Annotated in this window: 24 protein-coding genes; 14 read left to right on the top strand and 10 right to left on the bottom strand. The window is 36.5% G+C overall.

Features of this window, described 5'->3' with window-relative positions; all coding sequences use genetic code 11:
* From mraY to RHP76_RS14665, 13 genes are all read left to right on the top strand, one after another.
* Positions 1 to 1,242, top strand: a complete 1,242-nt coding sequence (mraY, locus tag RHP76_RS14605) for a phospho-N-acetylmuramoyl-pentapeptide-transferase (RefSeq protein ID WP_034693896.1) — start codon at positions 1 to 3, stop codon at positions 1,240 to 1,242.
* 61 nt (positions 1,243 to 1,303) lie between these two features.
* Complete coding sequence (murD, locus tag RHP76_RS14610; RefSeq protein ID WP_120232259.1) at positions 1,304 to 2,641, top strand: UDP-N-acetylmuramoyl-L-alanine--D-glutamate ligase; 1,338 nt, start codon at positions 1,304 to 1,306, stop codon at positions 2,639 to 2,641.
* Positions 2,642 to 2,663: 22 nt separating this feature from the next.
* Positions 2,664 to 3,902 carry an FtsW/RodA/SpoVE family cell cycle protein gene (locus tag RHP76_RS14615; RefSeq protein ID WP_202842300.1) on the top strand — a complete coding sequence of 413 codons (1,239 nt, stop codon included), beginning with the start codon at positions 2,664 to 2,666 and terminating at the stop codon, positions 3,900 to 3,902.
* 1 nt (position 3,903) lies between these two features.
* Entirely contained in the window at positions 3,904 to 4,998 is a 1,095-nt protein-coding gene (gene murG, locus RHP76_RS14620) for an undecaprenyldiphospho-muramoylpentapeptide beta-N-acetylglucosaminyltransferase (protein WP_288444516.1), read from the top strand.
* Between the two features lie 106 nt (positions 4,999 to 5,104).
* Positions 5,105 to 5,398, top strand: a complete 294-nt coding sequence (locus tag RHP76_RS14625) for a GIY-YIG nuclease family protein (RefSeq protein ID WP_278351847.1) — start codon at positions 5,105 to 5,107, stop codon at positions 5,396 to 5,398.
* 143 nt (positions 5,399 to 5,541) lie between these two features.
* Entirely contained in the window at positions 5,542 to 6,900 is a 1,359-nt protein-coding gene (gene murC, locus RHP76_RS14630) for a UDP-N-acetylmuramate--L-alanine ligase (protein ID WP_288444514.1), read from the top strand.
* Between the two features lie 217 nt (positions 6,901 to 7,117).
* Positions 7,118 to 7,495, top strand: a complete 378-nt coding sequence (locus tag RHP76_RS14635; protein WP_288444512.1) for a GxxExxY protein — start codon at positions 7,118 to 7,120, stop codon at positions 7,493 to 7,495.
* 90 nt (positions 7,496 to 7,585) lie between these two features.
* Positions 7,586 to 8,554 carry a cell division protein FtsQ/DivIB gene (locus RHP76_RS14640; RefSeq protein WP_311228470.1) on the top strand — a complete coding sequence of 323 codons (969 nt, stop codon included), beginning with the start codon at positions 7,586 to 7,588 and terminating at the stop codon, positions 8,552 to 8,554.
* A gap of 79 nt (positions 8,555 to 8,633) precedes the next feature.
* Positions 8,634 to 10,019, top strand: coding sequence for a cell division protein FtsA (gene ftsA / locus RHP76_RS14645; protein ID WP_120232264.1), 1,386 nt, complete (start codon positions 8,634 to 8,636; stop codon positions 10,017 to 10,019).
* Between the two features lie 125 nt (positions 10,020 to 10,144).
* A complete protein-coding gene (ftsZ, locus tag RHP76_RS14650) occupies positions 10,145 to 12,058 on the top strand; it encodes a cell division protein FtsZ (protein ID WP_062672647.1) in 1,914 nt (637 codons plus the stop codon).
* 91 nt (positions 12,059 to 12,149) lie between these two features.
* Entirely contained in the window at positions 12,150 to 12,596 is a 447-nt protein-coding gene (locus RHP76_RS14655) for a GatB/YqeY domain-containing protein (protein ID WP_062672649.1), read from the top strand.
* Between the two features lie 452 nt (positions 12,597 to 13,048).
* Entirely contained in the window at positions 13,049 to 13,459 is a 411-nt protein-coding gene (locus tag RHP76_RS14660; RefSeq protein WP_027372869.1) for a BrxA/BrxB family bacilliredoxin, read from the top strand.
* A gap of 105 nt (positions 13,460 to 13,564) precedes the next feature.
* A complete protein-coding gene (locus RHP76_RS14665) occupies positions 13,565 to 15,079 on the top strand; it encodes a GH3 auxin-responsive promoter family protein (protein ID WP_062672651.1) in 1,515 nt (504 codons plus the stop codon).
* A gap of 70 nt (positions 15,080 to 15,149) precedes the next feature.
* Here RHP76_RS14665 and RHP76_RS14670 read toward each other — a convergent pair whose 3' ends face one another.
* The 10 genes from RHP76_RS14670 to RHP76_RS14715 form a co-directional block, all read right to left on the bottom strand.
* The gene (locus RHP76_RS14670) at positions 15,150 to 15,560 is read right to left on the bottom strand and encodes a hypothetical protein (RefSeq protein WP_120232267.1); all 411 of its coding nucleotides are present in this window, start codon (positions 15,558 to 15,560) and stop codon (positions 15,150 to 15,152) included.
* Positions 15,561 to 15,588: 28 nt separating this feature from the next.
* Positions 15,589 to 15,951 carry a hypothetical protein gene (locus tag RHP76_RS14675; RefSeq protein ID WP_062672654.1) on the bottom strand — a complete coding sequence of 121 codons (363 nt, stop codon included), beginning with the start codon at positions 15,949 to 15,951 and terminating at the stop codon, positions 15,589 to 15,591.
* Between the two features lie 4 nt (positions 15,952 to 15,955).
* The gene (locus tag RHP76_RS14680; protein ID WP_062672656.1) at positions 15,956 to 16,927 is read right to left on the bottom strand and encodes an endonuclease/exonuclease/phosphatase family protein; all 972 of its coding nucleotides are present in this window, start codon (positions 16,925 to 16,927) and stop codon (positions 15,956 to 15,958) included.
* A 73-nt stretch (positions 16,928 to 17,000) separates the two neighbouring features.
* The gene (locus RHP76_RS14685; RefSeq protein ID WP_311228471.1) at positions 17,001 to 17,990 is read right to left on the bottom strand and encodes an endonuclease/exonuclease/phosphatase family protein; all 990 of its coding nucleotides are present in this window, start codon (positions 17,988 to 17,990) and stop codon (positions 17,001 to 17,003) included.
* Between the two features lie 9 nt (positions 17,991 to 17,999).
* Entirely contained in the window at positions 18,000 to 18,755 is a 756-nt protein-coding gene (locus tag RHP76_RS14690; RefSeq protein ID WP_311228472.1) for a rhomboid family intramembrane serine protease, read from the bottom strand.
* Between the two features lie 5 nt (positions 18,756 to 18,760).
* Complete coding sequence (gene mutL, locus RHP76_RS14695) at positions 18,761 to 20,557, bottom strand: DNA mismatch repair endonuclease MutL (RefSeq protein ID WP_288444506.1); 1,797 nt, start codon at positions 20,555 to 20,557, stop codon at positions 18,761 to 18,763.
* 316 nt (positions 20,558 to 20,873) lie between these two features.
* The gene (locus RHP76_RS14700; RefSeq protein WP_062672662.1) at positions 20,874 to 21,701 is read right to left on the bottom strand and encodes a YoaK family protein; all 828 of its coding nucleotides are present in this window, start codon (positions 21,699 to 21,701) and stop codon (positions 20,874 to 20,876) included.
* Between the two features lie 30 nt (positions 21,702 to 21,731).
* Positions 21,732 to 22,226 (bottom strand): hypothetical protein, encoded by a 495-nt coding sequence (locus tag RHP76_RS14705; RefSeq protein WP_311228473.1) that lies wholly within the window; start codon positions 22,224 to 22,226, stop codon positions 21,732 to 21,734.
* A gap of 233 nt (positions 22,227 to 22,459) precedes the next feature.
* Positions 22,460 to 23,872, bottom strand: a complete 1,413-nt coding sequence (locus tag RHP76_RS14710; RefSeq protein WP_062672666.1) for a sensor histidine kinase — start codon at positions 23,870 to 23,872, stop codon at positions 22,460 to 22,462.
* 3 nt (positions 23,873 to 23,875) lie between these two features.
* On the bottom strand, positions 23,876 to 24,583 hold the full coding sequence (locus RHP76_RS14715) for a response regulator transcription factor (protein WP_062673733.1): 708 nt from the start codon (positions 24,581 to 24,583) through the stop codon (positions 23,876 to 23,878).
* A 178-nt stretch (positions 24,584 to 24,761) separates the two neighbouring features.
* Here RHP76_RS14715 and RHP76_RS14720 point away from each other — a divergent pair, with 178 nt between their 5' ends.
* On the top strand, positions 24,762 to 25,331 hold the full coding sequence (locus tag RHP76_RS14720) for a helix-turn-helix domain-containing protein (protein ID WP_311228474.1): 570 nt from the start codon (positions 24,762 to 24,764) through the stop codon (positions 25,329 to 25,331).
* Positions 25,332 to 25,680: the final 349 nt, after the last annotated feature.

A 25,680-nucleotide genomic window follows, 5' to 3' on the forward strand; every position in this document is an offset into this window, starting at 1 on the left:
ATGCTATACTATCTATACGAATATCTAACCAACCATGGAATTCACGTTCCGGGATTAGGATTGTTGAAATACATTTCCTTCCGTGCCGGAATGGCTGTACTATTCTCGCTTATTATTGCTCTTGTCTACGGGAAAAGAGTAATCAATTACCTGAGAACAAAACAGATGGGAGAATTGGTACGTGATCTGGGATTGGATGGACAGAAACAAAAAGAAGGAACTCCTACCATGGGAGGACTTATCATTATTTTGGCAACCATCATTCCGGTATTGCTATTTACAAGAATCACCAATGTGTACATTGTGTTGCTGCTGGTTTCAATGTTCTGGATGGGTGCTATTGGTTTCCTGGATGATTATTTAAAGAAAATTAAAAAAAATAAAGACGGTTTAAGTGGTAAATTCAAAATTGTTGGTCAGGTTGGATTAGGGCTGATTGTCGGAATTACAATGTATTTCCACCCGGATATTACCGTTAAAAGAAAATATGCGGATGCTAAAGTGGTGAACAGGAACAATGTAGAGCAGAACTTTATGCCTACAGAAAAAATTACCGTTTCCACTGTTCCTTTTGCCAAAAATAATGAATTCGATTATAGTGGAATTTTGTTTTGGATGAATGATAAAGATGCCCATGAGTGGGCATGGATTGTCTTTATTCCCATTGTAATCTTCATTGTAACAGCCGTTTCCAATGGAGCCAACATCACCGACGGAATTGATGGTCTTGCAGCAGGAACAAGTGCTATTATACTGCTCACACTGGCTCTTTTCGCTTACCTTTCCGGGAACATCATCTTTGCAGACTATCTCAATATCATGTTCCTTCCCAACATGGGGGAAACCACCATTTTTGCAGTCGCAATGGTAGGTGCTGTAATTGGATTCTTCTGGTACAACACTTATCCTGCACAGGTTTTCATGGGAGATACCGGAAGCTTAATGCTGGGAGGCGTAATTGCTGTTTTAGCCATTATTTTAAGAAAAGAATTGCTGATTCCTGTATTATGCGGAATCTTCTTAATTGAAAACCTGTCTGTAATGCTTCAGGTAGTTGTTTTCAAATACAGAAAAAGAAAATATGGGCTGGAATATGCTCAAAACAACAGACTATTCAAAATGTCACCATTACACCATCATTATCAGAAAGAAGGTTTCCACGAGAGTAAAATCGTGAACCGAATGATTATCATCGGAGTAATACTGGCCATTGTATGTCTGATCACATTAAAAATGAGATAAAAATAAAAGCTGTAAGCAATAAGCATAAAGCTTAAAGCCTATAGCATAAAGCTTTTATAATATGAAAATAGTTGTTTTAGGAGGTGGAGAAAGCGGATGCGGAGCTGCTTATCTGGCTAAAAAGAAAGGTCTGGAAGTATTTCTTTCAGATAAAGGAGCCATTAAGGATAACTATAAGCAGTTTCTTACCGAAAATGAAATTGAATTTGAAGAAGGAAACCACGATGAAGAAAGGATTTTAAATGCTGACTGGATCGTAAAAAGCCCGGGAATTCCGAAAAAGGCTGATATCATCAATAAAATTCATGAAAAAGGAATCAGACTTTCCTCTGAAATTGAATTTGCTTCAGAATTTACAGATGCAAAGATCATTGCCATTACCGGAAGCAACGGAAAAACAACCACAACTTCACTGATCTACTACATCCTGAAAAATGACGGATTGAATGTAGGTTTAGGAGGAAATATCGGATACAGCTTTGCGAAGCAGGTGGCGGATGAAAACCATGAATACTATGTATTGGAAGTAAGCTCTTTCCAATTGGATGATATTCAGAATTTCAGACCTTATATTTCTTTATTGTTGAATCTGTCTCAGGATCACCTGGATCAGTACAACTACAATTATGAAGAATATGCATTGGCCAAATTCCGAATCACAGAAAATCAGGAGAATGATAACTTCTTCATCTACAACAAGGATGATGAAATGAGTAAAAATCTTCTTGAAAAGCTTGAAATAAAGGCGAAAATGATTCCTTTCTCAACCAAAGAGAAATTAACGGAAGGAGGTTTTGTGAATGATGATGAAATTGTGGTAAAAATGAAAGACGAATTCGCAATGAAAGTTGATGAATTGTCTCTGCTGGGAAATCACAATGTAGCCAACAGCCTGGCAGCATCTATTGCCGGTAAAATATTAAAAATCAACAATGAAAGCATCAGACATTCATTGATGACCTTCCAGGCCGTAGAGCACAGATTAGAGTTCGTTACTGAAATTGATAACGTAAAATACATCAACGACAGTAAAGCAACCAATGTAAATGCTACTTACTATGCCTTAGAAAGCATGAAAACACCAACCGTATGGATTGTTGGCGGTTTAGATAAAGGAAATGACTATACCGAAATTGAAGATTTAGTCAAAAGAAAAGTAAAGGCAATTGTTTGTCTTGGAGTAGATAACAAGAAGATCATCGATTTCTTTAAAGATAAAAAAGAGCTTATTTATGATACTTCAAGTATGGAAGAAGCCGTGAAAATTTCAAAATCACTGGCTAAAAAAGGCGACACGGTCTTATTATCTCCATGCTGCGCAAGCTTTGACTTGTTCAAAAGCTATGAAGACAGAGGACGCCAGTTTAAAGAACAGGTATTAAATGCCAATGGCCATTAGCCATTAGCCAATAGCATTAAATATGGACGAACAGAACACAGAAAACAGATTTGAATTTCTAAAGGGCGATAAAGTACTTTGGATGGTCATCCTTGTGATCTCCATTTTCTCTATTTTCCCGGTATACTCTGCAAGTTCAAATCTCGAATACATTGTCAATAACGGGACCACAACAGGCCACGTTATCAAACATATGTTCTTTGTAGTTCTGGGACTAGCCATTATGAGACTGGTAGGAACTATAAAATATGAATACATCGGAAAGCTCAGCAGTATCCTGCTCGGCCTGATGATTATTCTGTTGATTGTTACCATGTTTACCGGACAAACCATTGATGGAGCAAGTGCTTCCAGATGGCTGAAAATTCCGGGAACACCAATCTCTTTCCAGCCTTCATCATTTGCCTTTTTAATGCTGATCATCTATCTGTGCAGGTATCTGACCAAAAAGATCACCAGGGAAAGGCTTCCGATAGAGAATATCATGTATATTTTTGGGCCTATCCTGCTTGTTTTTGTATTGGTAGCCAAAGATAACGGTTCAACGGCATTAATGATTTTAATGGTTTCCGTAGTGGTTCTCATAATAGGACAGCTTCACTGGAAATACATTGCAGGATTTATCTCCGCATCATTTGTAGCCATTGTGTTCTTTTTATTGATTGCTTTAAATACCAATATGATCGGTGGAAACCGTGTTCACACATGGATGAGCCGTATTGAAACCTTTACATCAAGCAAAGCCAAAACAGCAGATGTAGATGATGAAAGCGTAAAAGCAAAAAATTATCAGGTAATGCAGGCCAAAGCAGCCATTGTACACGGCGGAATTACCGGAATGGGGCCAGGGAAAAGTGCATTGAAACAAATGCTTCCGCAATCTGCCTCCGACTTTATTTTCGCAGTGATTGTAGAAGAATATGGAGTGATAGGAGCCGCTTTTCTGATCAGTTTGTACCTGATTATGATGATCAGGATTGTGATGATCGCCAGTAAAATGCCGGCTTTCTTTGGATCGTTACTCGTGCTCAGTCTCGGGGTAATGATCTTTATCCAGCTCTCGGTCAACATAGCCGTCGCGGTGAATCTGATCCCGGTAACAGGACAGCCGCTGCCTTTAATTAGTTATGGAGGAACATCCATGCTGGTGACCTATTTACAGTTAGGTATTATTTTAAATATAAGCTCAAGAATTCAGATTTATGATGAAGAAGGAATGGGCAAAAAACAAAGTATAGCAGAAATAAACGATATCGCTTAAAATGAACAAAAAATTAAAAATACTATTATCAGGCGGAGGAACCGGAGGACATATCTTCCCGGCCATTGCCATTGCAGATGAGATCAGAAAAAGATTTCCTGATGCAGAATTTTTGTTCATTGGCGCCAACGGAAAAATGGAAATGGAAAAAGTTCCTCAGGCAGGCTATAAAATTGAAGGAATTGATATCGCAGGAATCGACAGAGGTAATCTGTTATCCAATCTGGGACTACCTTTCAAGATTCTGAAAAGTTTATCAAAGTCTAAAAAGATTATCAAAAACTTCGCTCCCGATTTTGCAGTAGGAACCGGAGGATTTGCCAGCGGACCTGCTCTTTATGAAGCAAGCAAAATGGGAATTCCGATTTTCATCCAGGAACAGAATGCTCATGCCGGGGTAACCAATAAAATTTTAAGCAAGAAAGCCAAAGCTGTTTTCACAGCCTACCCAAAAGTAGAAGGCTTTCCTACAGAGAAAATAAAGTTTCTGGGAAATCCGATCCGTGAGAATATTGTTTCAGGAATGCAGGAAACCGCTCAGGCAAAAGAGAAAATGGGATTGGATAAAGATAAACTTACGATTCTTTCTGTAGGAGGTTCTTTGGGATCCAGAACATTGAATAATGCCTGGAAAGAAAATATTGAGAATCTGAAAGAAAAAGGATATCAATTAATTTGGCAAACAGGAAAGTTGGATTACAAAGAATTGTCTTCCGGCCTCCAGCTTCCATCTTCTGTTCATTTGAAAGAATTCATCAAAGACATGGAACTGGCCTACTCTGCTGCTGATATCATTGTTTCCAGAGCCGGAGCTATTGCCATTTCAGAGTTGGCTATAGCACAAAAGCCGGTGCTTTTGGTACCTTTCCCTTTTGCAGCGGAAGACCATCAAACCAAAAATGCGATGAACCTGGTTGAAAAAAATGCTGCCAGAATGGTAAAAGACTCTGAAATGCAGGGGAAATTCTGGAATACATTGTCAGAAATCTGCGAGAATGAAAGGATAAGAAAAGAAATGTCCGACAATCTGAAATATTTTGCCAAACCTAATGCCGCAAAAGAGATTGTAGACGAGATTTTTAACGTAATAAAATAGTTAGGAAAGGCTTAGACAAGCTCAGCCTGACATAAATAAAATAAACAGTTAGTATTAGAGCTGTCACCCTGAGCTTGTCGAAGGGCCGGTAAGCAAACACAAATGAATGAAAATATATTATGTATACATTGTAAAATGTTCTGATAATTCTTATTATACAGGCTTTACCAACGATTTGGAAAGAAGAATTAATGAACATAATGGCGGATTAAATCCTGAAAGTTACACGTATACAAGAAAACCTGTAGAACTTGTTTTCTACCATGAATTTAATGATGTTACTCAAGCGATAAGCTTTGAAAAACAAATTAAAGGCTGGAGTAGAAAAAAGAAGGAAGCAATAATAAATGATAACTGGGATTTATTGCCAATGTTATCAAAAAATAGGATGAAAGATTAGAAGGCTTCGACAAGCTCAGCCTGACACCGTTAAAATTTAATTCATTAACGAGTCACTAGCGTAAGTTGATGAAAGCCTTATAATACAAAATATAGTAATAAAACTCTGAACTGATTAAAGAGTTATTAAAGATTAAAATATAAATGAACATTTTACAAACATATCAGACTTTTTACTTCGTTGGAATCGGAGGCATAGGAATGAGTGCATTGGCACGCTATTTCAATGCATCCGGAAAAAAAGTATTGGGTTACGACAAAACCAATACAAAGCTTACTCAGAACCTAATGAATGAAGGCATTGATATTGTTTTTGAAGATCTTATTGATGAAAGGATTACTTCCCTTCAGAAAGAAGATACTTTAGTCATTTATACTCCGGCTATCAAAACGCTTGGAATATTGGATTATTTCAATCAAAATCAGTTTGAAGTTCTAAAAAGAGCTAAAGTTTTAGGATTAATTACTGAAAATACAGATTGTATCGCTATTGCAGGAACTCATGGAAAAACCACTACATCTACCCTTGTGGCCCATTTGTGTAAAGAGGCAGATCTTCCTTTCTCATGTTTTTTGGGAGGAATTTCTGAAAACTTTAAATCCAATTTCTTATATAATGGTTCCAAGTATTCTGTCGTAGAAGCAGATGAATATGACAGAAGCTTCCTGAACCTTTCTCCGGACTGGGCAGTAGTAACTTCTACAGATGCGGATCACCTGGACATTTATGGAGACATTAACCATATTGAAGAAGGATTCAGACAGTTTGCAGCTCTAGTTCCTCAAGACAAACAACTTTTTGTAAGAAAAGGATTGGAAATTGGCAGAGGACATCAAACTTATGCGGTAAATGAGCCTGCAGATTATTATTCAGACAACCTGCGTATGGAGCATGATAAAATTTATTTTGACTTCCATACTCCAACGGAAACAATAAAAGATTTTGTCTGGGAAATTCCGGGAATTCATAATGTGGAAAATGCCACTGCAGCACTGGCTATCCTGCATAATTTAGGCGCAGATTTTGATACGCTGAAAAAGGCCATTGCCAATTTTAAGGGAATTAAAAGAAGATATACCAAACATATTTATCAAAACGGTAAAATTTACATTGATGATTATGCTCACCACCCTACAGAAATCAATGCTGTAATGGGCTCAATCAGAACATTTTATCCTGATAAAAAGCTATTGGTAGCTTTCCAGCCTCACCTTTTCAGCAGAACAAGAGATTTCGCAGATGGATTTGCGGAAAGCTTAAGTAAGGCAGATGAACTCATTCTTCTTGATATTTATCCTGCAAGAGAGCTGCAGGAAAATTTTGAGGGAATTACTTCAAACTGGCTGCTGGAGAAAGTAACATTAGATAAAAAAGAGGTATCGGCTTTATCCGATGCTTTTGAAAAAATAAAAGAAAAAGATTTTGACATCCTCCTTACTGTAGGTGCAGGAAATATAGACACCCTGTATGACCCCATTTGTGAATGGATTGAAAAAATTTGAGTATAAACGCAATGCTCGCGAAGAAAAATATAAAATCGTTCGCAAAGGCGTTTCACTCAGCAAATGAGAAAAATAACAGATTTATGTTAAAAAAATTATTTAATTATAAAAATAAATTATTCAAATGATAGCCGTAGCTGAGTGAAACGCCCTCGCGAACGGAAAAATAAAAAGATTGCTTTGCGATCATAGCGTTAAAAATAAAAACACAAATTGTATGATAGAAAATGAAATTTCAGAGATTGTTTTCGATGCTGGAATGAAAATACATCGTACCCTTGGAATTGGACTTTATGAGAATGTATATGAAGAATGCTTAGTTTATGAACTGAAAAATAGAGGATTGAATGTAGAACGTCAAAAAAATATTGACATAAACTATGAGGAATTAAAAATTTTTAAGGCGTTCAGGATAGATTTATTAATTGAAAACAAAGTAATAATTGAAATAAAGGCAGTTCAGGAAATTAATGATTATCATTTTTTCCAGCTTTTAAATTATTTAAGAATAACAAATATAAAACTAGGAATGATCTTGAATTTTCATTCAGTGTTATTCAAAAATGGAGTAAAACGAGTTGTAAATAAATTATAAAATTTAAACACTTGCTAAGTAAAACGCCCTTGCGAACTAAATAATAAAAACAAAGTAAACTCTTTGCGAGCGTTGCGTTAAAATAAAAATATGAAAAATAAATACAGAATATTAAAAATTGTTGTCACTGTAATTATCCTGGGATTGTTACTAAGCTTCTCATTGAGGAGATTCAGCCGTGAGCAGATTACGGATAACAAGATTTCTGTAAAAATGAACGAGAAAACTCCGGTATATTTTGTTGATGAAAAAGATATCAGGGAAATTGTAAAAAAAGAAAATCCTTCAGGAAAAGTGGGAGATCTCAATATTCCTTCTTTGGAAAAAAAGATCAATTCCCTGCCAGCGGTAGACAGCGCCAATGTTTATCTGAACCTGAACGGAAAGCTGAATCTGGATATCAAACAGAGAGTGCCTGTTTTCAGATTAAATAAAGACGGAAAAGACTTTTATGTGGATGAGAAAGGAGTTGAATTCCCTATTTCAAGAACCTATTCTCACCCATGTATGCTGGTAACAGGAAACGTAAATCCTGATGAATATGAGAAGCTGGCAGAACTGGTAGAAAAAATTGATAAAGATGATTTCAGTAAGAAATACTTTATCGGAATCTCAAAAAGTAAAGACAGCTATAGCCTTCTAACAAGTGAAGGAAATTATAGAGTGGAAATTGGAGACCTTGATAATATTGACTTTAAAGTAAAAGGATTTAAAACGTTTGTGGAAAAATATCTTGTGTATCAGGATCCTCAGAAATACAGCATGGTTTCGGTGAAATATCAGAATCAGATTGTCACTACTTTAAACCCTTATTTTAAAGAAAATGACAGTATTTTAAAGGCAGGAAAGATGGAATTGGCAAAAGTTCCTTCCCCAACAGCCACTAAAAAGACGGAAGCTAAACCCAGAATAGCAGAGGTAAAAAAAACCAACTCCACCTCGGTAAAACCGAAAGAGATTACCCAACCGAAAGGACAAACAAAAGAAACCAAAAAAGCGGAGAAAAAGCCACCCGTCAAGGCGCAGTCCAAGCCTAAGGCAAAAGTAAAAATAGAATAAGTCCCTCAGGGCATTTAATACACAAATAGGAGCCTATCCTTATAGATAAAAAAGTAGAAAAAAATCAAATCGATATAAAATGGAAAATCAAGAGTATTCAGTAGGTCTGGACATCGGGACAACGAAGATAGTCGCGATTGTCGGAAGAAGGAATGCACACGGGAAAATAGAAGTTCTCGGTGTAGGAAAAGCTAAAAGTCTTGGTGTTCATAAAGGTATTGTGAATAATATTTCACAAACTATTAATTCAATCAAGGCTGCAGTATCCGAAGCACAATCCAGCGCCGGAGTTCCTATCCGCAAAGTTACGGTAGGTATTGCAGGAAAACACATCCGTTCTCTGCAGCACTCCGATTATATTATGCGTGAACATCCTGATAAATTTATTACAGACGATGACATCGAAGCATTAAAAGATCAGGTAAAAAAGCTGGTTATGCTTCCTGGAGAAGAAATTATCCACGTACTTCCTCAAGAATATAAAGTGGACTCCGAGGGGGAAATTCAGGAACCTGTCGGAATGCATGGAAAACGTTTAGAAGCCAACTTCCACGTCGTAGTAGGGCAAATGGGCAGCATCAGAAATATTGCAAGATGCGTTCGTGAAGCCGGATTAGAAATGGAAGCCCTTACTTTAGAACCATTGGCATCTTCTGAAGCTGTCCTTACAAAAGAAGAAAAAGAAGCCGGTGTAGCCATTGTTGACATTGGTGGTGGTACAACAGATATTGCAATCTTTAAAGATAATATCATTCGTCATACCTGTGTGATTCCATACGGAGGCGGAATTATTACCGAAGATATCAAAGAAGGCTGTTCCATCATAGAAAAACATGCAGAACAACTGAAAGTAAAATTTGGTTCGGCTGTTCCCGAATTAGAAAAAGACAGTACTTTTGTAACCATTCCCGGACTTCACGGAAGACCGGACAAAGAGATTTCTTTAAAAACTTTAGCGCAGATCATCAATGCAAGAGTAGAAGAAGTTTTGGAAATGGTAAATACAGAACTGAAGGCTTATGGTGCTTTTGAACAAAAGAAAAAACTGATTGCCGGAATTGTTCTTACGGGTGGTGGTTCAAACCTGAAACACCTTCGTCAGCTGGCCAATTATACAACAGGTTTTGACAGCAGAATCGGTTTTGCGAATGAATATATCGCCAATGATAAAAATCAGTATCTGAAAGGCCCTGAATTTGCTACTTCTATCGGATTACTGATGGAAAGTTTAAAGATCAGAGACAAAAAACAGAATATTGACGAAGTTGTAGAAGTTGTTACAGAGCAACCCAAACCGGAAGTCACTGCAGCACAGGCAGAAACGGCTCAACCCGTTCAGCAGGCAGCCCCGGTTCAGGAGCAGCAGTCTTTTGAAAATGAAAAGCAAGAGAACAGAAAAGCGAAACTGACCTTCGGGCAGTCGCTTATGGAAAAAGTAAAAAAATTCTTTGAAGAAGTAGAGTAAATAAATATAAATGATAAAAGATTAATGATCAATGATACCTGAAATAGATTAATATTTATTAAATTAAAGACGAATATCATTCATCAATTATCATCTATCACTTATCAATTATTAAAAGTATAGTTATGGAAAATATAGGTACACAAGGATTTTCATTTGATTTGCCAAAAGGAAATTCATCCATTATAAAAGTAATCGGTGTAGGGGGCGGTGGAAACAACGCTCTGAAGCACATGTACGAGAAAGGAATCCACGGAGTTGATTTCGTGATTTGTAATACAGATGCTCAAACTTTAGATAATAACCCGGTAGCCAATAAAGTTCAGTTGGGGACTTCTATCACAGAAGGTCTTGGAGCTGGTGCCGATCCTGAAGTTGGTGAGAAATCAGCCATCGAAAGTATTGAAGATATCAAGGCTGCTATGGGCCAAAACACCAAGATGGTATTCATCACTGCCGGAATGGGTGGTGGTACAGGAACCGGAGCCGCTCCTGTCATTGCTAAAGTAGCGAAAGACATGGGAATTCTTACCGTAGGTATTGTTACCGTTCCTTTCAGCTTTGAAGGGAAAAGAAGGTTGGAGCAGGCAGAAAACGGTCTGGATAAATTAAGAAACAATGTTGACTCGCTTATTGTCATCAACAATGATAAACTAAGACAGCAATTCGGAAACCTTGGATTCAAGCAGGGATTCTCAAAAGCCGATGAAGTGTTAACCAATGCTGCAAAAGGGATGGCAGAAGTTATTACAGGTTACTTTGATGTAAACATTGACTTTAGAGATGCTAAATCTGTACTTCAGAATTCCGGTACAGCCTTGATGTCTACAGGAACTGCTTCAGGTGAAAATAAAGCTGAAGAAGCTGTAAGAAAAGCCCTTGATTCTCCGTTATTAAATGATAACAAGATCACAGGTGCTAAAAACGTATTGTTATTGATCAGAAGTGGGGCTGAAGAAGTTACCATGGATGAGATCGGTATCATTATGGACCACATCCAGAAAGAAGCAGGAAACACTGCAGATATCATTTTCGGGGTGGGTGCAGATGAAGAATTAGGAGATGCAGTAAGTGTTCTTGTAATTGCAACAGGATTCTCTAATGATAATAAGAAATTCGCAGGACCTACTGAGAAAATCAGAATCAGTCTTAACGACAGTTTTGAAGCACCTAAAAATTCTCCTTTCAAAACAAGAGAAGAAAGAGAATCAGCTCCTGAAACAACGCATGATTTTGGAGGAAAAAACCTTTTCAGGCTGGATGACGAAGATCACGACACTCCGTTCAATGTGACCTCTGCTGAAAAAAAAATGATTATTGAAGAAGAGCAGCCAAGAACTGAAATCAAATTCTTTGATAAAGAAGAAGATACAGTAAATACACCGGAACAAAACTGGAGAAATGAAGAAGAAGGAGAAGAAGAATATAGCTTATTAGCTATTGATGAGGAACATGATGATCCTAACGATCTTGAGATCCAGTCTTTTTCATTTGATTTTGAAAACAAAAAAGAGGAACCACAATCCGGAACTTCCTTCAACAATTCATTTTCAAATGAAAAACCTGTTGAGTTCAGCTTCTTTGTAAACGAGCCTATCAGAAACGAGCCTAGTAAGGATTTCGGGCAGCCAAAAGCAGAGTTTAATACTCCTACCAATGCTGCGGTAGCTGAACCAGCTCAAAAGATTGAAACGTTCTACCAAAAACAGGAAGAGCCAAAGGTTGAAACAAGATCAACTTTTGAACACAAAACAGAAATTGAGACTCCAAAAACTGAAGAATCAGAATTCACTTTCGTGAATAAAACGATTGATCAGGACAGAGTAATTGAAAGAAGAAATAAATTAAAAGAATTCAACTCCCGCTACCAGAATTTTGACAGCACAAGTGAATTCGAATCTATTCCCGCTTTTAAAAGAAAAAATATTTCGATCGACGGAAACAATGCATCAGACCAGAACATCAACACTTATCTGTCTGATAACAATGGATCCATGCAGATCAGAGAAAACAGATTTTTAAATAAAGATGTAGACTAAATAATATAACAATGTAGAAATGTACCAATGTAACAATTACCAGACATTTATTGGTAAACTGTTACATTGATACATTGTTAAATTTGAAACCATGAGTTTAGAAAATACAATAAACGAAGCTATAAAAACAGCAATGAGAGCCAAAGACAAAGTGGCTTTGGATTCTCTGCGTGCTGTGAAATCTCAGATATTACTGCTTAAAACGGAAGCTATCGGAGCTGAAGTAACAGCAGAACAGGAAATTGCTATTCTTCAGAGAATGGTAAAACAACGTAAGGATTCTTACGATCAATTTACTGCACAGGGAAGAAATGATCTTGCAGAAGTAGAAGATGCTCAAATGAAAGTTATTGAGCAATTCTTACCTAAACAGCTTTCTGCTGAAGAATTAGAAACAGAAATTAAAAATATTATTTCTGAAACCGGAGCTGAATCTGTTAAAGATTTAGGGAAGGTAATGGGAGTGGCATCAAAAGCATTAGCCGGAAAATCAGACGGAAAAAGTATTTCTGAGATGGCTAAAAAGCTCCTTTCTTAATGGTGATATGTTTTTAAACTTAAATTCATTTCAAAGTTTAAAAATGCTTCTCACTCCATAACTATAGGATATACAACCTTTGCATATCGATTTGATTAGAAGCCCGGAACTGTTCAGTTCCGGGCTTCACTTTCTTTGGATATTAAAGTTTGTTAATCAGTTTGATTCTAAACTGAAAGAGAATTAAGCTACTACCATATTTCAGAGAGTATTTAAGTGATTGATTGCTTGAGGGAAAGCTTCAAATGTTTTTTTCACGGTCGTTTGTTTTTCAGAATCATTTCAAATTTAATAATAATATTTTATTATTCCTAGTGTTAATTCACTTTTTTTAGAATATTATTACAATATTAATACTTGGTTAATTTTATATGACTAATCAATTGATAGTTTTTATATATTGAACAAACGCAAAGAATTGCTTAACTTTGTACAGATAAAAAACAAAATATATGTATCCAACAGATTTAGTAATGCCTATGAAGGCAGAGCTTACAGATAAAGGTTTTCAGGATTTAACAACTCCTGCTCAGGTAGAAGATGCGTTAAAACAATCCGGAACCACATTATTGGTCATCAACTCCGTATGTGGTTGTGCTGCAGGTGCTGCAAGACCGGGAGTAGTATACTCTTTAACGGGAGACAAAAAACCAGATCATCTAACAACTGTATTTGCAGGATTTGATACTGAGGCTGTAGTAGAAGCAAGAAAACACCTTGCTCCATTCCCTCCAAGTTCTCCATGTGTAGCACTTTTCAAAGATGGTGAGTTAGTTCACATGCTGGAAAGACACCACATTGAAGGAAACCCTGCAGGAGCTATCGCAGCTAACCTTCAGGCAGCTTACGATGAATATTGCTAAGAATCAATAAACTAAATATCAAACCGTTACAAATTTTGTAACGGTTTTTTTATTTAATCACGTAAAAAATTTTCTGAAAATTCAAATATCATTATATTTGTTGAAATGGCAACCAAAGCACTTTTCAATACCGTAGTCAACTGGTTCATCCGTCAAAGGATTGACCAGATACAGAATTTCATGGACCATCCTATTGAAACCCAGAAAGGTATACTCTTTTCTCAGTTGTTTCATGCGGAGGATACGGAATATGGCAAACTATACGGATTCAATTCAATATCAAGTTATCAGGATTTTAAAAGCAAAGTTCCTATTGTTAGCTATGAAGAAATGGAACCTTTTATTGAGAAAGCAAGACAAGGCCATAAAGATGTAAGCTGGCCAGGTCTCATAAAACATTTTGCCAAATCATCGGGTACCACCAATGCTAAAAGCAAATTCATTCCGATCTCTGCAGAAAGCCTTGAATACTGTCATATGAAAGCCGGAAAAGATATGGTTTCTATCTACGCCAACAACCATCCTGAAAACCAGCTTTTTAATTATAAAAACTTACGTTTAGGCGGAAGTTCTGAGCTGTATGCTGATTTCAATACAAAATTCGGAGATCTGTCTGCTATTCTCATTGACAACCTTCCTTTTTGGGTAGAAATCACCACCACTCCGAGTAAGAAAGTTTCTTTGATGGGAGAATGGGAAAGTAAGCTTAAAGCAATCACCTCCGAAGTAAAAAATGAAGATGTAGGAAGTATTCTTGGAGTACCAAGTTGGATGATGGTTCTTCTTCAAAGGGTATTAAAGGAAACTCATGTAGAAAGTATTTCTGAGCTGTGGCCTAATTTAGAGGTGTTTTTTCACGGTGGAATCAGCTTTAAGCCCTACAGGGAACAATTCAGACAGATCATCGGAAAAAACATCAATTACTACGAAATTTACAATGCTTCCGAAGGCTTCTTTGGTATCCAGGACAGATCAGATAGTGATGAGATGCTGCTGATGCTGGATTATGGAATATTTTATGAGTTTATCCCTATGGATCAGTTTCATTTTTCAAATCCGAAAGTCGTAAGTCTGGAAGATGTGGAAGTAGGGAAAAACTACGCAATGGTAATCACCACCAATGGAGGATTGTGGAGATATCTGATTGGCGATACCGTTGTCTTTACCTCGATCAATCCTTTCAGAATAAAAATAACAGGAAGAACAAAACATTATATCAATGCTTTTGGGGAAGAACTGATGATCACCAATGTGGAATCTGCCCTTTCAAAGGCCTGCGAATTAACAGGAGCACAAATCACAGACTTTACAGGAGCTCCGGTTTTTATGAAAGGAAATGAAGGTGGTGCCCACGAATGGATCTTTGAATTCAGTCAGCATCCTGATAATCTGGATCATTTTATTGATGCTTTTGATAAACATTTAAAGACCATCAATTCAGACTATGAAGCGAAAAGATACAACAATATGACTCTTAAAAGACCGATTGTCCATATTGCAAAAGAAAATCTGTTCTATCACTGGCTGGAAGCTAAAGGAAAGCTAGGTGGACAAAATAAAGTACCAAGGTTAAGCAATGACAGAGAATATATTGATCCATTATTGGAAATGAATAAATAAGAGAGAAAGATTCCTAACTCTCAATTGCATATAAAAAGCCATAATTCTATTGAACTACGGCTTTTATTATTTATTTGCTTAAATCTTCTTTTACTTTTTTCGCGGCTTCTTCTACTTTTGAAGCTCCTTTTTTAGCAGCTTCTTTTGCATCCTGCCCTACTTTGTTAGCTTCAGTTTTGATATCCTGTCCTGCTTTGTTAAGATCTTGTTTTGTCTTATCTGCAGTAGCATCAATCTTATCTTTCGCCTTCTGAGCAGCGGCATCAATCTTATTGCCTGCTTCATCTACTTTAGCCTTAACGTCTTCTTTCGCGTTGTTGATTTTTGCAGTATCCACAACGTTCGGTGTTTCGGTAGTAGTAGTTGTGGTTGTGGTAGTAGACCCGTCAGGATTTTCTACCTGTTCTGTTTTTGTTGTTGATTTTGTACATGCTACAGTGAATATTGAGATCACCACTGCAGCTAAAATTTGTTTTTTCATATTGTTTATTTTTTAATGGAATTTAGATTTATTCTGATTTGATTTCCGGTGTTACCGGTTTTTCTGTTGCCTTCAGTTTCTTTTCAGCTTCTGCTTTTTTCTTTTCCTCTTCCTGTTTTGCTTTGGTTTCCTTTTCAAGCTCTGCTTTAAGCTTATTTTCTTCCTCCTGCAGCTTTCTAGCCTGTTTTACAGAATCAAGATATTGAGGAGAGGACATTCTTATTTTTCGTGCAATATCCACTGAAACAGCTCCTGTAGAAAAGGAGTCAACAGCAGTTGTATCATAACGTACTCTCACCTCCTGTTCAGCCCCAAAACCCGGAGATTCTTTCTTGGAACACGCAGTAAAAAGAATGGTAAAAACAAAAATCGCAGCCAGTAAATTTTTCATGGAACTAATTTAACAGAAATTCTGCAATTACAGGATAGTGATCCGATAATTTCACAGATTGATCTACTTTATAGCTTAAAGGAATGATTGATTTTGAAGTGAAGATATAATCAATCCTTAACGGGACTTTATAATCATGAAAACTGCTTGCACTACCCTTTCCTGCTACTAAGAACGCGTCCTGGAGATCTTTTCCGAGATTATAATACTCGTATGAATTAGGAACAGAATTAAAATCTCCTGCCAGGATAACAGGATAAGGAGATAAATCTATCATTTTTCTAATTCTTTTTACCTGATCTTCATGTGCCTGAAAGGTCGGTGTCATATGAGAAAGCAATGTTGAAACATTTCCCAAACCTAATTTATCAAGTTTCGTAAACATCGATTTATGAAGCCTGAAGGGTTCAAGATACACATTAATAATTCTGATTACTTTCCCATTAATGTCTATATCAGCATAGAATGAATTTCCGCGAGCCTTTTCATCAATAAGTTCCGCTTGTCTTACAATTTTATGCTTAGTTTTAAGAATAACTGACGGATATTTTATAAGATCACGTTTTATAACACGGTTTGTATCTTTTTCCTGTACCAGAATAATGTCTGCATCCTGTGCTTTGATATAATCTTTTACTTTATCCCAGCCATATTCTCCGTATTTCACATTAAAAGTCAATACTTTAATATCCCGTATTGTTTTTAAATTTTCTGTTTTGGGAGAAAAGTTCACCCATCGTCTGATCGGATTGTAGAAAATAAGTGTACCCAGTGCAAAAGCAATCGCAATTTTTTCTTTTTTTACGATCCAGATCAGTGTAAGAAGCAGGTGTGACAGGATCAGATAAGGAAAACCAAGAGACAGAAGATTCAGGTTGCCTAAAATATTAGGTGGAATCCATGCATTCCCCAATGTGCATAACAGCAATACAGCAATAACGATATGTATAAATAGTAATATCTGGTTCGACTTCATGAAAAAACGGTCTTGGTACGGTTTTCTTTCAACAAAAATCCTACCAAGCAGATAACTTTAACTATTTTTATGATTATTTGCCTTCCGTAGAAAACTTAACTGTGACAGGATAATGATCTGAAATACTTACAGAACGGTCAACTTTATAAGATATTGCCCTTACAGTTTTGGAAGAGAAAATATAATCTATTCTAATGGGGAATTTATAATCGTGAAAACTGGTTGCACTTCCTCTTCCTGCTTCCACAAATGCATCTTCAAGCCCTTCTGATAAATGATAATATTCGTAAGAATTGGGTACAGAATTAAAATCACCCGCTAGAATTACAGGATAAGGAGAATTGTCAATAGCTTCACGAATAAGTGTGACCTGATCCTGATGTTTTTTAAAGGTGGGAATCAACCTTTTAACAACATCTTTTATTTTTTGTTCGTCGTTATCGGTATCTCCGTTAAGTTTCACCATTTCTTTCTGAAAGCGAAAAGGATTGAGATAGACATCAATGAACCTGTAGGTTTTGCCTTTAATTTCTATATCAGCCAGCAAACCAGGAATTCTTAATTCTCCATCTTGTGGCTCTATAATCTGCTGTTTCAAGATTTTGTGCCTGGTCAGAATTGTTAAGCCTCCTCCGGGATTTACTTTTTGATAGCCTTCAAATTGATATTTGATACCCGCATCCTCCTGTAAAAGAAGAACATCTGCATTTTGAGACTTCAGATAGGGTTCGAGCTCTTTGTTTCCTACTCTTCCAGCTCTGGTATTGAAAGAAACCACTTTTATTTCGGAACCTCCTTTCCTATCAGAATAGTTAACCCAACGTTTTACAGGATTTATAAACGCTAACCCAGCAAACATAAATACAAAAGCTCTTTTTTTCCAGCTGAATACCCAGAAAATTGTAAGAATCACATATACTATAATAAGCACAGGAAAACCTAAGGAAAGCAGATTAAACCATGGAAAAATCTTTGGAGGTACATAAGCGTTCAATAAAGTACCCAACAGCAGAAATAAAATTCCCAGATGGACAATGAATACGATAAGTCGGAAAATCTTCACAAAATTATTTTAATTGAAACGGTACAAATGTTTTTTCCAAATTCTTGCCAGCAGCCATCCAACCAAAGCACCACCAACGTGGGCAAGGTGGGCAATACCTCCTCCATTTCCAGAAACCCCAAGGTATATGGAAACCACAACAATGATGGGTAAGAGGTATTTTACTTTCATAGGAACAGGGATAAACATAATTCCGATTTTTGCATCCGGATACAATGTAGCAAAAGCAGCTACTACTCCGAAAATTGCTCCGGAAGCTCCTAACATTGGAGATCTTAAATCTCTATAAAGCTGATCTGATAAATTCTGCGCTTCCTGGCTAGATGCATGGAATGTTAAATACTCAGCCGTGTTAAGGGACACCCTCGAATAAATTTCTGAAGCATTTACTCCTAAGCTTTCCAACGCAGAAACAATCTGTTGAATCTCAACAAAATTCCACAGATTGAACAAGAAAAATGAACCAAGACCACTTGCGAAGTACAATATCAGATACTTTTTATCTCCCAGTGTCTGTTCCAAAATAGGTCCAAAACTAAACAAAGTAAACATATTAAATAAAATATGCATGATCCCTCCAGGTTCATCAAGAGGAGCATGCATAAACATATGTGTAATTACCTGCCATGATTTGAAGAGTGGAGAAAAAGGATAATAACCTACCAAAGAATCATATAATCCTTTAAAAATAAAATTAGATATGAGGTACACTATAACATTTATAATGATTATGTTCCTTGTTATTGGCGGTATATTGTTAAACATATTCTTTAAAATTTGTTCTTAAAATCATTAAACGGAACTTCATAAAAGCATCTTTTACCGTCCGGTAAAAATTCCGGGAAGCCTAATGCTGTAAAGTCTTTAATCAGTTGTTCCGCATCTTTTTTATAAATAAAGTCAAATCTTGACTTCGACTGCATTTTATTCCATTGATTATGGTAATACTGCAAAAATTCTTCTTCTGTCTTGTAGTCGAGGATCTCAAAAAGGTTTTCCAGGAACTTCATGGCCTGGGTTTCTTTCAATCCTTCAGGAAGTGAATCTATTCGAAGTACACTTTCATGAGCAATTTTCATGTCAAACCCTAATTCCGGAAGATATTTTTTTATCGAATTATACTTTGTCTTTTCAATTTCATTCATATGATACTCCAGAGAGAAAAGAAGAGCATGACTGTTTGTATTGGATTTTCTGGTAGATTTATTTCCTTCAGAAACCAATAGTCTGTGCATTCTTCCCAAATCCAGCATTAAGGTGACATCTCCTTTGTTGAAAAGCCAGTATCCATTAGGAAGTCTCATCAGATCTTCATCAAAATCCTCATCTTCAAACAGGTTAATTTTTGAAGGTTCTGCTGTAATATTCTGATGATACATTTCCGTAAGATTCTGGATTTCCTCCGGATGTACTACGTTTTTTTCTTCCAGAAACGGATTATAGTCTTTATCTACAATGATTTCAGGCATTTTAAAAACCCCGCCGCTGGACCCGCCTCCATTTCCTTTGCTGGGAATCGGCTTATTCATCATTTCATCCAGTTCCGGATCTCTATCAAAATCTAGGCTTGGAGAAACATTATAAATTCCTAAAGATCTTTTTATAGTTGAACGAAGCAAAGCAAAGATAAGATGCTCGTCCTCAAATTTCACTTCGGTTTTCTGAGGATGAATATTCACGTCAATTTTCTCCGGATCAAGCTCCAGGAAAAGGAAAAACGAAGGTACATATCCAGGTTGAAGAAGCCCTTCAAATGCTTCCTGTACGGCTTTATTGAAGTACGGACTTCTGAAATACCTCCCATTCACAAAAAGAAACTGTTCGCCTCTTGCTTTCTTGGCACCTTCAGGCTTGGCAACAAAGCCATGCAGTTTACACCAGATAATATCCTCTTTAATAGGAATTAAAAGCGGCTGAAGCTTTCTTCCGAAAACATCCACAATACGCTGCATCTGGCTTCCTTTTCTCAACCTGAACACAGCTTCGTCATCATGGAACAGTGAAAACTCAAGGTTCTCATGAGCGAGTGCAACACGTTGAAATTCATCAATTACGTGTCTGAATTCAATATTATTATTTTTCAAAAACTTCCTTCTTGCAGGAACGTTATAGAAAAGATTTTTCACTAAAAAATTTGATCCGTCTGCTGTCTGAACCGGATCCTGAAACTGGAAAACACCTCCTTCGATATAGATATTGGTTCCAATGGAAGTATCTTTCTGTTTCGTTCTGAGCTCCACCTGAGAAACCGCTGCTATTGAAGCCAGTGCTTCACCACGGAAGCCTTTTGTGGCGATTTTAAAGATATCTTCTGTTCCTTTGATTTTGGAGGTAGCATGTCTTTCAAACGCCATGCGGGCATCTGTTTCAGACATTCCTTTTCCGTCATCTACCACCTGAATAAGGTTTTTCCCGGCATCTCTGATGATCAATTCAATCTTCGTTGCATCGGCATCAATAGCATTTTCCAAAAGTTCTTTCACGATGGATGCAGGCCTCTGCACCACCTCTCCTGCTGCAATTTGGTTGGCTACATGATCCGGTAAAAGCTGAATAATATCTGACATAAAAACGTAAATCAACTTACAAAAATAGTCAATGGAAACGGGAATTAAAATACTAAAATCGTGATTTAATATTTAATTATCAACATTTTTACCTATTTATCCCCAACCGATTTTTTTAATGTTTGTAATGAAGGGCGTTAGCAAGTTGATGCGTCTCATCCGGAAACTTTTATTTTAACAGTCATGAAAATATGATTAAAAACAATAGAACTACCGATCCAGAAGTTGATTTTTCAGAAAAACACCCCTATTTCATAACAAAATAAGGGCATTTACAGCTAGTTTATACAAAAAATTAATAGTGTGTTTTTCTATTTTAATCCTCAAAGACAAGCTTTCTTTTCTTCTCTCTTTTAGGAATACCGTGGATTTTCTCATACAGATAAGCAAAAATATTGGGCTTTCTGTAAATCCTGTTGTATCTGTACTTCGTGTTGAAGTGACGGATATGAATTTTATAAGCATCGTACCCGATGACAATCAGAAGACATATACTGATGACATAGAAGACTCTGAATTCCAGATAATAGTATGTCAACCCTGAAAATACAGCTCCCATTACATAGGCAAGCATAATACTCATCAGAAGTTTTGCTCTGCCAATCAGTTCTCCGTTTCTCCTGTATTTTTTTTGGGTAAACATGGATACCAGAATTCCCAGGTCGGTAGTTGTTCCTGTAAGGTGGGTTGTTTTTACAGAGAAATTGGAGATACTTGCCGTTAAACCGTTTTGCAATCCTGTCGCGAAAAGCATCAATGCTACTAAATATTCTGTCTCTTCTAATGTTTTCTGATAATAAAACTGCCCGTATACTCCTACAAAAAGGAGACATATGATTTCCAGCACAATGGGCATGGAATGGGCAAAATATTTACTTTTCTTATTAAAATTAATGACAATGAAGTTGGACAGAAAGCTTCCGAAGAAGAACAAAAAGATCCATCCTCCTACAACTCCTACCTGCGTCCAGTTTCCTTTACTGATTTCCGCTGCTAAAATAGCGTAGTGTCCCGTTACGTTCGATGTAAAAGAGAGAAATATCAATAGGGAAGCAATGTTTATAGTACCTGCTGTGAAGGCAGTCAGCGTCCCCAATCTGATATTGTCTCCCAGTGTCCTGCTGTTACTATAATTTCTTAACATTTTTAATCGTTTTTAAATTGTGTTTAATCTTTAGACCTCAACAAAGATCTCTGCCAGTCTTCCTCTTTCCGGAAGCTTTTCTCTTACTTCGATGGTAATTTCATGAGACTTCAGCTCTTTGCATTTTCTGATATAAGGAATCAGATCAAATTTGCCTTTTCCTTTGCTTTTAATAGATGGAGCATAGTAAGCTTCCTCAATATTTTCCGCCTTTACATATTGATTGAATGTTCTTTGGAAACTTCCTGTAAACACATCACAGATGATTTTATTAACCAGGTGAGGATATTTATTACTGATAATTCCAAAGGCATCGCAGAATTCTGTAGGTCTTATTTTATTGAAAACAGATGTTTTGGTACTGAACAAAAGATCTCTGATAGAATCTCCGGAATCATACCCGGAAGTCAGAAGAATGTTATATTGGTTTTGATCTTCAGCGGCATCTTTCTCTTTAAGTACTTTTTTCAATATATTCAATGACTCAAGAGAGTAATCTGTTGCAATTAAAATTGTTTTAGTCATGTTCTTATTATTTTGTATTGTGTTTATCTTTTTTGATGATACAAAACTAGAACGACCATATTAGAAGATCTTTGGAATGGAATTAAAATGTGATTAAAGAGATTAAAATGAGATTAGAAAATTGTTAAGAGCCCTTAATATAGGAAAGAATCAGGATCAAAAAAAGATATAAACATTTGTTTTTCAAAACAAAACAAATGAAAAATAAGTAAAAAATGCTAGAATAGAGATTCTTATTTGTTTATCTCTTCGCCTTTCTGCATGCTATAGAAATTCGGGAACTTCATCTGTACGGTTGTTCCCTGATTCTCGTGCGAGCTTACAATCAGTTCACCATGATGCATTCTTACGATGTTTCTCGCTAATGGAAGTCCGATTCCGTAGCCTTCATAATTATTGGTATTAGAAGCCCTGAAGAACGGGTCGTAGATTTTGTTCATTTCCACTTCAGGAATTCCAATACCGTTGTCTTTTACAATGATGTACACATCCGAATTGGTTGCTCCCAGAGAGACTTTAACCTGTTGGAAATTAGAATATTTACAGCCATTACTGATGATATTGGCTACTGCAAGATGCAATAACTGCTCATTCCCTTGTACTTTCAGTTTCTTCGGGTTATCGGGAAGCATACTGATATCCAGATAGATATTATTCCGGGAATCAATTCTTCTGAGCGTTTCTATAACGTCCCAAAGCAGCTGATCAATTCTCACCTTATCCATTTTCTGGATTTTCCCATCGAATCCGGTTTGGGCAATCATTAATAAGGCTTTGATCTTTTTATCCAGCTTTTCGGCTTCATCCAGAATAATTCCCAGGGTTTCTTTATATTCATCCGCTGTTCTGCTGATAGAAAGGGCAACATCGGCTTCTCCCATAATAGAGGTAAGCGGAGTTCTCAATTCGTGGGAAACATTTCCAATCAGGTGATTCTGGGTTTCGAAAGAAGTTTCAATGCGGTTGAGCATATCGTTGAAAGTATCCACCAGTTCGTTAAGTTCTTTATTATCAGGCTGAGACTCCAGTCTTAAGTGAAGGTTTTCAGAACTGATCTCCTTTACTTTTCCAGTGATTTTTAAGATCGGTCTGAATAAAGTTTTAGATAAATAAAAAGAGAAAATCATACTAAAGAACAGAGACAGTACAATGCAGGTAAGCAGTGTTCGCTTTAAAAAACCCAGATAATAAACAACATAATGGTTTTTAGCAGAAGCAATAGCAATATAATCTTTATCATCATATTTGAAGCTCTGTCCTATATAATAGAATTCTTCATCATTATAATTGGACTCTCCTTCCTTGATAATATTTTTAAAGAAGTATGAAGGAATATGAATTTCCTGAGATATTTTTTTGAAATTGGAATCTGTAGGAACGGCAAAAACATAGTCTTTTTCCATTGGAAGTTCCTCATCATTCAGGCTGTTGAGAACATAATTTTCCGGAAGGTCGAGATGATCTTTGCTTTTTTCGATCTGAACAATCGTTGCTGTCCTGATCTTGAGCAGTTCATAAAATCTCTGGTGTGAAAAATTAACAATTGAAAAGTACACCAAACCACTGAACAGTAAAATGATGGCGGTAAAAACCAACATCAAGAGTACCATCGTTTTGGTTTGATTTGTAATGACTCTGTTAAACATTCATTATGTCTTTTTTAACACATACCCCATTCCTATCACGGTATGAATCAACTTATTATCGTCCTGGCTATCCAGTTTCTTTCTTAAATAATTTACATAAACATCTACCACATTGGTTCCCAGCTCGTAATTTACGCCCCAGACGGCATCCAGAATTTCCGCTCTTGAAATTACTTTTTCAGGATTGTTCAGGAAGTACAGCAGCAGTTTATATTCTGTGGAAGTAAGAGAAATCTCTTCTCCGGCGCGGGTTACTTTCTTGGTATAATCATTTACCATCAGATCCGAAAACTGGAATACATGTTCATTATCCGGCTCCGGTTCGGCAATTTCCTGTGGACCGTTGTTGTTGCTTCTCCTTAGTAAAGACTTTACACGGGCTACCAGTTCAATGAATTTAAAAGGCTTCACCAGATAATCATCTCCACCACTTTCCAATCCGAGAACGATGTTTTCAGAAGTTCCCAAAGCAGTCAGAAATAAAATCGGAACACTCTGATTGGTTTTTCTTATTTCTTTACACACGTCCAGACCATTCATTTCCGGAAGCATAATGTCTAAAATTACCAGATCGAAATCATTAGCCTGCACCAGCTGCACTCCTGTACGCCCATCAAAAGCTACAGAAATTTCATATCCGTTTTCCTGAAGTCCCTTTTTAATAAAGGACACCACACTGGTTTCGTCTTCGATAAGAATAATTTTTTTCATAGATGAAATAAGGAGTTTTACAAAAATAGGGAAATTTTCTTGGGGAGAAAAAGTGAAAGAATCCGGGGAAGCAAGCAACAAATAATAATTTTCAATAAATTGATTCCCTCCTGTATCCAAACTCTATGGAATAATATTACCTTTGTTTGAATATAATTCAGGTTAAATTACACACAGTATGAATGACTTTTTAATAGGTATCGGCAAGAGATTAAAGGATATTAGAAAAAAGAATAATTTAACCATTAATGAGCTGGCCTTCAAAGCGAATGTAAGCAACGGACTTGTTTCTAGAATTGAAAACGGAAGAACGATTCCTTCACTACCTGTGTTATTGGATCTGATTCAGTCGCTGGAGATTGATGCCAGTTATTTTTTTGAAGGGGTTGAGAAAAAATCCAACGCCAAATTCATTTATGTTCCGAAAGAAAGCCAGCAAGTCATTGAAAAAGAAGTAGAAGCTGAAGGATTTAAGTATATGCATATCTTCAGCAAGAGTCTTCATTCTTTAGGTTTTGAAGCTGTTTTACTAACTCTTGAGCCCAATTCTAAAAGGGAAAAAGTAATTACGGATGCGTGGGAATTCAAATATATCCTGAAAGGAGAAGTAAAATACGTAATTGATAATGAAGAAGTCATCTTAAAAGAGGGTGATTCTTTGTATTTCAACGGAAAATTTCCTCATGTTCCGGTAAGCATCAATGATGAAAGCTGTGTGATGCTTGTTCTTTATTTTTATACGGCTTAACTATTTCTTTTTTTTGCTTTTGTTATTCTGAATGACACGTCAAGAATAGATTCAGTCCAAGTGTATGCAACGCTTCATCAGCGACAAGTAGCAGCCTTTGATTCCTTAAAAACATACTGTTTCAATCATAAAACTTAGTGTCTAAAATATCATCTACTTTAATCATTATCCTTTAATTTCTGATTTTCAGGCAATACAAAAGTTTACAAATATGCAACTTTCATTTTCCTGTTTTCTTCCAAGATGAACGAAATATGAATTAAAAAAGGCCCATTTTCAACTGATTTCAATTCTTATTATTTATGGTAAATATTTACTAAAAACTTTGAAACATTCACTTCAAAGCTTG

It is taken from the genome of Chryseobacterium sp. SG20098 (assembly GCF_031844745.1).
Classification (GTDB): domain Bacteria; phylum Bacteroidota; class Bacteroidia; order Flavobacteriales; family Weeksellaceae; genus Chryseobacterium; species Chryseobacterium cucumeris.

Bases quoted from the DNA above. Each gene is read 5' to 3' on its own strand.
- mraY (WP_034693896.1), top strand. From the start codon at position 1: ATGCTATACTATCTATACGAATATCTAACCAACCATGGAATTCACGTT.
- murD (WP_120232259.1), top strand. From the start codon at position 1,304: ATGAAAATAGTTGTTTTAGGAGGTGGAGAAAGCGGATGCGGAGCTGCT.
- RHP76_RS14615 (WP_202842300.1), top strand. From the start codon at position 2,664: ATGGACGAACAGAACACAGAAAACAGATTTGAATTTCTAAAGGGCGAT.
- murG (WP_288444516.1), top strand. From the start codon at position 3,904: ATGAACAAAAAATTAAAAATACTATTATCAGGCGGAGGAACCGGAGGA.
- RHP76_RS14625 (WP_278351847.1), top strand. From the start codon at position 5,105: ATGAAAATATATTATGTATACATTGTAAAATGTTCTGATAATTCTTAT.
- murC (WP_288444514.1), top strand. From the start codon at position 5,542: ATGAACATTTTACAAACATATCAGACTTTTTACTTCGTTGGAATCGGA.
- RHP76_RS14635 (WP_288444512.1), top strand. From the start codon at position 7,118: ATGATAGAAAATGAAATTTCAGAGATTGTTTTCGATGCTGGAATGAAA.
- RHP76_RS14640 (WP_311228470.1), top strand. From the start codon at position 7,586: ATGAAAAATAAATACAGAATATTAAAAATTGTTGTCACTGTAATTATC.
- ftsA (WP_120232264.1), top strand. From the start codon at position 8,634: ATGGAAAATCAAGAGTATTCAGTAGGTCTGGACATCGGGACAACGAAG.
- ftsZ (WP_062672647.1), top strand. From the start codon at position 10,145: ATGGAAAATATAGGTACACAAGGATTTTCATTTGATTTGCCAAAAGGA.
- RHP76_RS14655 (WP_062672649.1), top strand. From the start codon at position 12,150: ATGAGTTTAGAAAATACAATAAACGAAGCTATAAAAACAGCAATGAGA.
- RHP76_RS14660 (WP_027372869.1), top strand. From the start codon at position 13,049: ATGTATCCAACAGATTTAGTAATGCCTATGAAGGCAGAGCTTACAGAT.
- RHP76_RS14665 (WP_062672651.1), top strand. From the start codon at position 13,565: ATGGCAACCAAAGCACTTTTCAATACCGTAGTCAACTGGTTCATCCGT.
- RHP76_RS14670 (WP_120232267.1), bottom strand. From the start codon at position 15,560: ATGAAAAAACAAATTTTAGCTGCAGTGGTGATCTCAATATTCACTGTA.
- RHP76_RS14675 (WP_062672654.1), bottom strand. From the start codon at position 15,951: ATGAAAAATTTACTGGCTGCGATTTTTGTTTTTACCATTCTTTTTACT.
- RHP76_RS14680 (WP_062672656.1), bottom strand. From the start codon at position 16,927: ATGAAGTCGAACCAGATATTACTATTTATACATATCGTTATTGCTGTA.
- RHP76_RS14690 (WP_311228472.1), bottom strand. From the start codon at position 18,755: ATGTTTAACAATATACCGCCAATAACAAGGAACATAATCATTATAAAT.
- mutL (WP_288444506.1), bottom strand. From the start codon at position 20,557: ATGTCAGATATTATTCAGCTTTTACCGGATCATGTAGCCAACCAAATT.
- RHP76_RS14700 (WP_062672662.1), bottom strand. From the start codon at position 21,701: ATGTTAAGAAATTATAGTAACAGCAGGACACTGGGAGACAATATCAGA.
- RHP76_RS14705 (WP_311228473.1), bottom strand. From the start codon at position 22,226: ATGACTAAAACAATTTTAATTGCAACAGATTACTCTCTTGAGTCATTG.
- RHP76_RS14710 (WP_062672666.1), bottom strand. From the start codon at position 23,872: ATGTTTAACAGAGTCATTACAAATCAAACCAAAACGATGGTACTCTTG.
- RHP76_RS14715 (WP_062673733.1), bottom strand. From the start codon at position 24,583: ATGAAAAAAATTATTCTTATCGAAGACGAAACCAGTGTGGTGTCCTTT.
- RHP76_RS14720 (WP_311228474.1), top strand. From the start codon at position 24,762: ATGAATGACTTTTTAATAGGTATCGGCAAGAGATTAAAGGATATTAGA.